At 40.5% G+C, this 7,103-nt stretch carries 6 protein-coding genes; 2 read left to right on the plus strand and 4 right to left on the minus strand.

The features are described 5' to 3' along the window. Positions 1–31: 31 nt before the first annotated feature. Positions 32–496, minus strand: coding sequence for a tetratricopeptide repeat protein (locus P20495_RS12330; RefSeq protein ID WP_007375893.1), 465 nt, complete (start codon positions 494–496; stop codon positions 32–34). A gap of 117 nt (positions 497–613) precedes the next feature. Here P20495_RS12330 and P20495_RS12325 point away from each other — a divergent pair, with 117 nt between their 5' ends. Then, on the plus strand, positions 614–1,906 hold the full coding sequence (locus tag P20495_RS12325) for an NCS2 family permease (RefSeq protein WP_007375892.1): 1,293 nt from the start codon (positions 614–616) through the stop codon (positions 1,904–1,906). A gap of 58 nt (positions 1,907–1,964) precedes the next feature. Here P20495_RS12325 and P20495_RS12320 read toward each other — a convergent pair whose 3' ends face one another. The 3 genes from P20495_RS12320 to pabB all read right to left on the minus strand — a co-directional run bounded on the left by P20495_RS12320 (position 1,965) and on the right by pabB (position 5,385). Next, on the minus strand, positions 1,965–3,341 hold the full coding sequence (locus P20495_RS12320; protein ID WP_007375891.1) for an L-serine ammonia-lyase: 1,377 nt from the start codon (positions 3,339–3,341) through the stop codon (positions 1,965–1,967). 103 nt (positions 3,342–3,444) lie between these two features. Then, the gene (locus tag P20495_RS12315) at positions 3,445–4,020 is read right to left on the minus strand and encodes a CoA pyrophosphatase (RefSeq protein ID WP_008135585.1); all 576 of its coding nucleotides are present in this window, start codon (positions 4,018–4,020) and stop codon (positions 3,445–3,447) included. Between the two features lie 6 nt (positions 4,021–4,026). Continuing rightward, positions 4,027–5,385 carry an aminodeoxychorismate synthase component I gene (pabB, locus tag P20495_RS12310; RefSeq protein ID WP_008135587.1) on the minus strand — a complete coding sequence of 453 codons (1,359 nt, stop codon included), beginning with the start codon at positions 5,383–5,385 and terminating at the stop codon, positions 4,027–4,029. 155 nt (positions 5,386–5,540) lie between these two features. Between pabB and P20495_RS12305 the strand changes: the two genes are divergently transcribed. Continuing rightward, on the plus strand, positions 5,541–7,067 hold the full coding sequence (locus P20495_RS12305; protein WP_008135589.1) for a fumarate hydratase: 1,527 nt from the start codon (positions 5,541–5,543) through the stop codon (positions 7,065–7,067). Positions 7,068–7,103 lie beyond the last annotated feature (36 nt).

A 7,103-nucleotide genomic window follows, 5' to 3' on the forward strand; every position in this document is an offset into this window, starting at 1 on the left:
GTAAATTACAGCATAGTTTCGTATGTGTAATTTACTCTTCGTTAGCGTTATTTGGTATTAGGTGAGAAAACTGCAATTGGTGAATTTGTTCATATAAACTTGCAGCGTAGCATTGGGCATCTTTAAAGCGTTTAGTTTCAATGTGTTTACGCAAGTCAGTTAATGCAGTAGTTGCTGGCTCGTGACCTTGACTACTTGATAAGCTTAGCCATGCAACAGCATGAAATACACTTTGCGGAACACCTTGGCCTTTTACAAAAAATAGTCCTAAGTAAAATTGTGCTCGAAGTTCTCCAGACATCGCAGCTAAACGCATCCACTTCGCAGCAAGTGCATTTTGATTGTTTTTTAAATAATACAGTGCTTTGTTCAGTGTATTTTGCTGACTATTTTCGTTAGTTGGCGTTGAGTTAGTGTCGCTAGGTTGCGTGACAAAGGACAGTATATTGTCTAACTGCTGCTCTAAATCTTGGCCTGTCGGTGTTGTTTTTATCATGCTCACTCATTCGTTATGTAACTAAGTCAATAGTTTAGTATATCGCAAGGTAAAATGTCCTGTAAAAGATGATTTTTATGTTAAAATATTGCCACTTTTTACAACCATAAGTCTATTATGCTCGAAGCTTTATTTAAAATTAGTGAGAATGGCTCATCAGTCCGCCGTGAATGCATTGCGGGTATTACTACATTTATCACAATGGTTTACATTGTATTTGTTAACCCTGCCATGTTAGCAGAGGCTGGAATGGATCAGGGAGCTGCTTTTGTAGCAACTTGTATTGCAGCTGCTATTGGTTGTTTTATTATGGGGTTGTGGGCTAATTATCCTTTAGCATTAGCGCCTGGAATGGGGTTAAATGCATTTTTTACATATGGTGTTGTATTAGGGATGGGTTACACATGGCAGGCGGCATTAGGTGCTGTTTTTATGTCTGGGTGTATATTTTTACTTCTAAGCCTGTTTAAAGTTCGTGAGTGGATTATTAATGCCATTCCTTTGGTTTTAAAGCGGGCCATTGCAACGGGTATTGGCGCATTTTTAGCTTTAATTGCTCTTAAAAATGCGGGGATCATCGTTGCCAGCCCTGCAACGTTAGTACAATTAGGTGATATAACTTCAGCTGGCCCATTATTAGCTATTTTCAGCTTTTTTATTATTGCTGCGCTTTTATATCGTAACTTTAAAAGTGGTGTGTTAATTAGTATTTTATTAGTGACCGGTATCGCACTGGCTTTAGGGCTTGTTGAATACCATGGAATTGTTGCTACGCCTCCTTCTATTTTACCTACTTTTATGCAGCTTGACTTTGGTGCTGCACTTGAATTATCTATGTTGAGCGTTATTTTCGCATTTTTGTTTGTGGATTTATTTGATACCTCGGGTACTTTAGTTGCAGTTACTCAAAAAGCAGGGCTTGCTGATGAAAAAGGAAATATGCCTCGGTTAGGAAGAGCGCTAAGTGCTGACAGTACAGCAACAATTGCAGGCGCTATGTTGGGGACTTCTACTACAACATCTTATATAGAGTCTGTTGCAGGTGTATCTGTAGGTGGGCGTACTGGTTTAACAGCAGTTGTGGTAGGTATTTGCTTTTTACTTATGATGTTTTTTGCACCACTTGCGCAAATGGTACCAGCTTACGCAACCGCTGGAGCCATTTTATATGTTGCAGTTTTAATGCTACAAAATCTGAAGTTTGTTAATTGGGATGATATGACCGATGCCATTCCCGTTACAGTCGTTTTACTGATGACGCCATTAACGTTTTCAATTGCTCATGGTATAGCACTTGGTTTTATATCTTATACGGTAGTAAAAGTGTTGTGTGGTAAGCAAGACGAAGTCACAATTAGCGTATGGATTTTAACGGCACTGTTTATTATTAAATTTGCATTTTTGTCTTAAATTTATACAGCTAGATAAAAAAGGCCATACAAATTTGTATGGCCTTTTTTAGTTATTTTTAACATTCAATAATATTAACAGCCAATCCACCGCGAGCGGTTTCTTTGTATTTGGTTTTCATATCATTGCCGGTTTCAAGCATGGTTTTAATCACTTTATCAAGTGATACCTTTTGCTCTCCACTGCCACGAATAGCTAAACGTGAGGCATTAATTGCTTTAATCGCGCCCATTGCATTGCGTTCAATACACGGCACTTGTACTAAGCCACCAACAGGGTCGCACGTGAGGCCTAAATTATGTTCCATACCAATTTCTGCTGCGTTTTCTACTTGCACAACATTGCCACCAACAATTTCTGTTAATGCGCCTGCTGCCATAGAGCACGCAACGCCAACTTCACCTTGGCAACCTACTTCGGCACCCGATATAGAGGCATTCTTTTTATATAAAATACCAATAGCAGCAGCCGTTAATAAATAACGTGTGGCTATATCGCGGTCTACTTCTTTCACAAATGTGTGATAGTACATAAGTACAGCTGGTAAAATACCCGCAGCACCATTAGTTGGTGCGGTAACTACACGGCCACCTGCCGCATTTTCTTCGTTTACGGCAAGGGCAAATAAATCAACCCAGTCCATTGCACGAAGTGGGTCGTTACTGACTTCTATATTTAGTTTTAAGTATAAGCTAGGCGCACGGCGCTTTACTTTTAAGCCGCCAGGTAAAATACCTTCTGTACGCATACCACGGTCAATACAGGCCATCATTACTTTCCAGATATGAAACAGCGTGTCTTTTATTTCATCTTCAGTGCGCAGTGTTTTTTCGTTCTTCATCATCAAGCTTGAAACACTAAGCCCTGACTCTTTACACATTTCTAGTAACTCTTTTGCGCTACCAAATGGGAATGGGGCTGGGTTTTCTTCTCTAATATCGAGGGCTGCTTGTTTTTCGTTTTCAAACTCTTCGTCAGTAACAATAAAGCCACCGCCAATAGAGTAATATACTTTGCTGTAAACTTTTTCGCCGTTGTTTGAGGCGATAATTTCCATTGCATTAGAGTGCTTAGGCAGCGTTTTGCGACGATGAAAAACAATAGCGCCTTGTTTTGGAAACTTAGCTTTGTGTGTTTTGTTTAAATAAATAACCTGATCTTGTTCGATGGTCGCTAAAATGTCGTCGACTAAATCGGCATCTATAGTTTCAGGGTCGTAACCGGCTAAACCAAGAATTACGGCTTTACCCGAACCATGGCCAACACCTGTTTGACCCAAAGAGCCATAAAGCTCTACTTTAATATCGGTAACATTTGCTAATAATTGTTGTTCTTGTAGGTCATTAACAAATAAGCGTGATGCGCGCATTGGGCCAACGGTGTGTGATGACGAAGGGCCAATACCAATGCTAAACATATCAAATGCACTGATCATAATGTGTGTGTCTCTACTTTGTTTTATCAGCACGAAGCTGCTCTTTGAACGGTCGAGCATGATAACGTGGAATTGTGATTGTGTAACTACTAATAACGAAGATTTAAACTGGTAAGGCGAGTTGTTTTGTAAAGTTTTTTATAATGCTTGCAGTCGCACCCCAAAGTAAACCATGCGGCGTTTTAAAACCTTGCAAAATAACCGTTTTCCCAAATCGTTGAAAAGGTAAGGGTTGCCAGTTAGCTTCGTTATTTAGCTCAGTGACCGAGAGCAAAAAGCTCGCTTGTACTTCATTATAGTCATTTTCCCATGTGGTGCCTTTATTAAGTAAACCTACATAGGGGCTAATACTAAAACCCGTTAATGTTGAATACTCAGGTAAGTGACCTATTACATTAACGTTGTTTTGGGCAATATTTAGCTCTTCTTTTAGTTCGCGAAGGGCTGTGGTGCGAAGGGTAATGTCGCTTACTTCAAACTTACCCCCTGGCAAACAAATCTCTCCAGGGTGATGGTGTAAATAAGTAGGGCGTTTACACAGTAAAATATGTGCATGGTTATCTATATCAATAATTGGCAGCATAACAGCGCTAGCGCGTTTTTTACGCGTGTCTTTTAACTGGTTTGGCGCAGCTGTAGGGCTTAACAGAAACCGCGCCATAATGTGTTCACTATTCAAAGCGACCTACTGTTTTAATAAAGGGAGGATTTTATTTACTTTATCGTAAGTTTCTTGATATTCCAATTCGACTTTAGAATCAGCGACTATTCCGCCACCTGCCCAGCAGTAAATTTGCGCTTTGTGGCACACCAAGGTGCGAATAGTGATACTCGTATCCATATTTCCACACGCACTTAAATAACCAATTGAGCCACAATAAATGCTGCGGCGATGTGGTTCTAATTCTTCAATTATTTCCATTGCTCTAATTTTGGGCGCACCGGTGATTGAGCCACCCGGAAAAGCCGCTTTTAGCTGATCGACGGCTGTTTTACCTTCATCAAGTTCAGAGGTTACCGTGCTTACTAAATGATGCACTGCCGGAAAGCTTTCAATAGCAAAAAGAGAAGGGACGTGAACGCTGCCAGGTTTTGCCACTTTGCCTAAGTCGTTACGCAGTAAATCAACAATCATGACATTTTCAGCGCGATCTTTATCTGATGCTGCGAGTATTTGGGCTTGGCGTTGATCTTCCAGCGCATCCGCTTTTCGCGGTAGTGTGCCTTTAATAGGTTTGGTTTCTACAACGTTATTATTTACTGATATAAAGCGCTCAGGGGAAATTGATAAAATAGCCCCTTGAGGGTGATTTATAAAGCTTGAAAACGGTGCTTTATTTGCCTCACGCAATTTAATATAAGCAGCCCAAGGGGAGCCTTCAAACTGAGCGTTGAAGCGCTGCGCTAAATTAATTTGGTAGCAATCGCCACTTTTTAAATACTCCTCAATTTGGGCAAATTTTGTAGCGTATTCTTTTTTACTCATATTTGATTGCCAGTCGCTGTTTAGGGCAAAGGACTGCGTATTAACTTGGGAGTTAACGTGCGTATTTAAATATTGCTCATAAAGCGCTAATCGATCGGTGTTTGGCTGCGATACATAAAACCAGCTTTGTTGCAGCTTGTCGTAAATAAGGGCATCTAAGTAAAGGCCAATAGCCATTTGGGGAAGATTAATGTCTTCAATAGCATGAGTGGGGATGTTTTCAATTGTACGCCCCAGATCGTAGCCAAAGTAGCCAAGCCAGCCGCCGTTAAAGGGTAAATCGTAATCGGCTTTTGTTTTATCAAGGCGTGAAAGCTCATTATTCATAATTTCAAAGCAGTTATCACTACTTTCTATATTATTTAAAAAGCTTTTATTATTTTTTACTTCAAGGGTACTTTGCGGCTCAATGGCAATAATATCAAAACGGCTGTTTATATGATTACTATTTGCAGAATCTAATAGAATTGCGTAAGGCAAATGTGAAAAATGCGCAAAAACGTCAATGCAGTTTTGTGTTATGCCTAATTTAATACAATTTTTTTTATTGTTTAGCATTTACAGCCCCTTTAAGAACTGGCTCGAAACGGGCTGGGAGGGTATCATAAGTCAAATTTTTTGGCAGCACTAAGCTGCAAAAAACAGTGCAAACCACCGTCACCGGTTTGATTTAGATTACGCGACAACGCGTAACGGTAACTTAAGGAACCACTATGAGTACAATTTGTCAGCAAGACTTTATTGATAGCATTGAAGATGCATTGCAATATATTTCGTTCTATCACCCACTTGATTTTGTTCAAGCACTCGAAAAAGCGTACAACAAAGAACAAAGTAAAGCGGCTAAAGACGCCATTGCACAAATTTTAATTAACTCACGCATGTCGGCTGAAGGCAAGCGTCCACTTTGCCAAGATACCGGTATTATTACCTGTTTTGTTAAAGTAGGTATGGATGTTAAGTGGGATAAAACAGATTTAACCGTTCAACAAATGGTTGATGAAGGTACTCGTCGTGCATATTTGAATCCAGATAACCCTTTACGTGCATCTATAGTTGCAGACCCTGCAGGCACGCGTAAAAACACGAAAGATAATACGCCTTCGGTTGTGCATATTGATTTAGTGGCTGGTGGTAAAGTAGAAGTAATGGTTGCGGCTAAAGGTGGCGGCTCTGAAAACAAAAGTAAAATGGTTATGTTAAACCCGTCAGATGATGTTGCTGAATGGGTAGAAAAAACACTACCAACAATGGGTGCTGGTTGGTGTCCGCCAGGCATGCTAGGAATAGGTATTGGTGGTACGGCTGAAAAAGCGGCAGTAATGGCTAAAGAGTCGTTAATGGACCCGGTTGACATCCATGAGTTAATGGAACGCGGCGCAGAAACAACAGAAGAAAAACTACGTTTAGAAATTTTTGACCGTGCTAATAAATTAGGTATTGGTGCACAAGGGTTAGGCGGTTTAACAACGGTTGTTGACGTTAAAATTAAAACAGCACCAACGCATGCGGCTTCAAAACCTGTAGTAATGATCCCTAACTGTGCGGCAACTCGCCATGTACATTTTACACTTGACGGTTCTGGCCCTGCTAATTTAAAAGCACCTAAGCTAGAAGATTGGCCACAAGTAACATTTGAAGTGGGCGAAGGCACACGTCGCGTTGACTTAAATACACTGACTAAAAAAGATGTTCAAGAATGGAAAATGGGTGAAACTGTTTTACTTTCGGGCACTATTTTAACAGGTCGTGATGCAGCGCATAAACGTCTGCAAGATATGATCAACTCAGGTGAAGGTTTACCTGAGGGCGTAGACTTTGATAATAAATTTATTTATTACGTAGGCCCTGTGGATGCGGTACGCGATGAAGCAGTTGGTCCTGCAGGCCCTACAACGGCAACTCGCATGGATAAATTTACCGATATGATGCTAGAAAAAACAGGCATTGTAGGCATGATTGGTAAAGCTGAACGTGGCCCTGCAACGGTTGAGTCTATTAAAGAGCATAAATCTGTTTATTTGATGGCTGTAGGCGGCGCAGCTTACTTAGTATCTAAAGCGATTAAAAAAGCGCGTGTTGTAGCTTTTGAAGATTTAGGTATGGAAGCTATTTACGAATTTGAAGTAGAAGATATGCCAGTGACTGTTGCAGTAGACAGTGAAGGCGCCAATGCGCATACACAAGGCCCTGCTATCTGGAAAGCTAAAATTGAAGAGCTTGATAGCAAGCTAAAATAACGTACGTTTTGTATTTTTAAAAAGCGAGCCTAGTGC

It is taken from the genome of Pseudoalteromonas sp. BSi20495, from assembly GCF_000241185.1.
GTDB lineage: Bacteria > Pseudomonadota > Gammaproteobacteria > Enterobacterales > Alteromonadaceae > Pseudoalteromonas > Pseudoalteromonas fuliginea.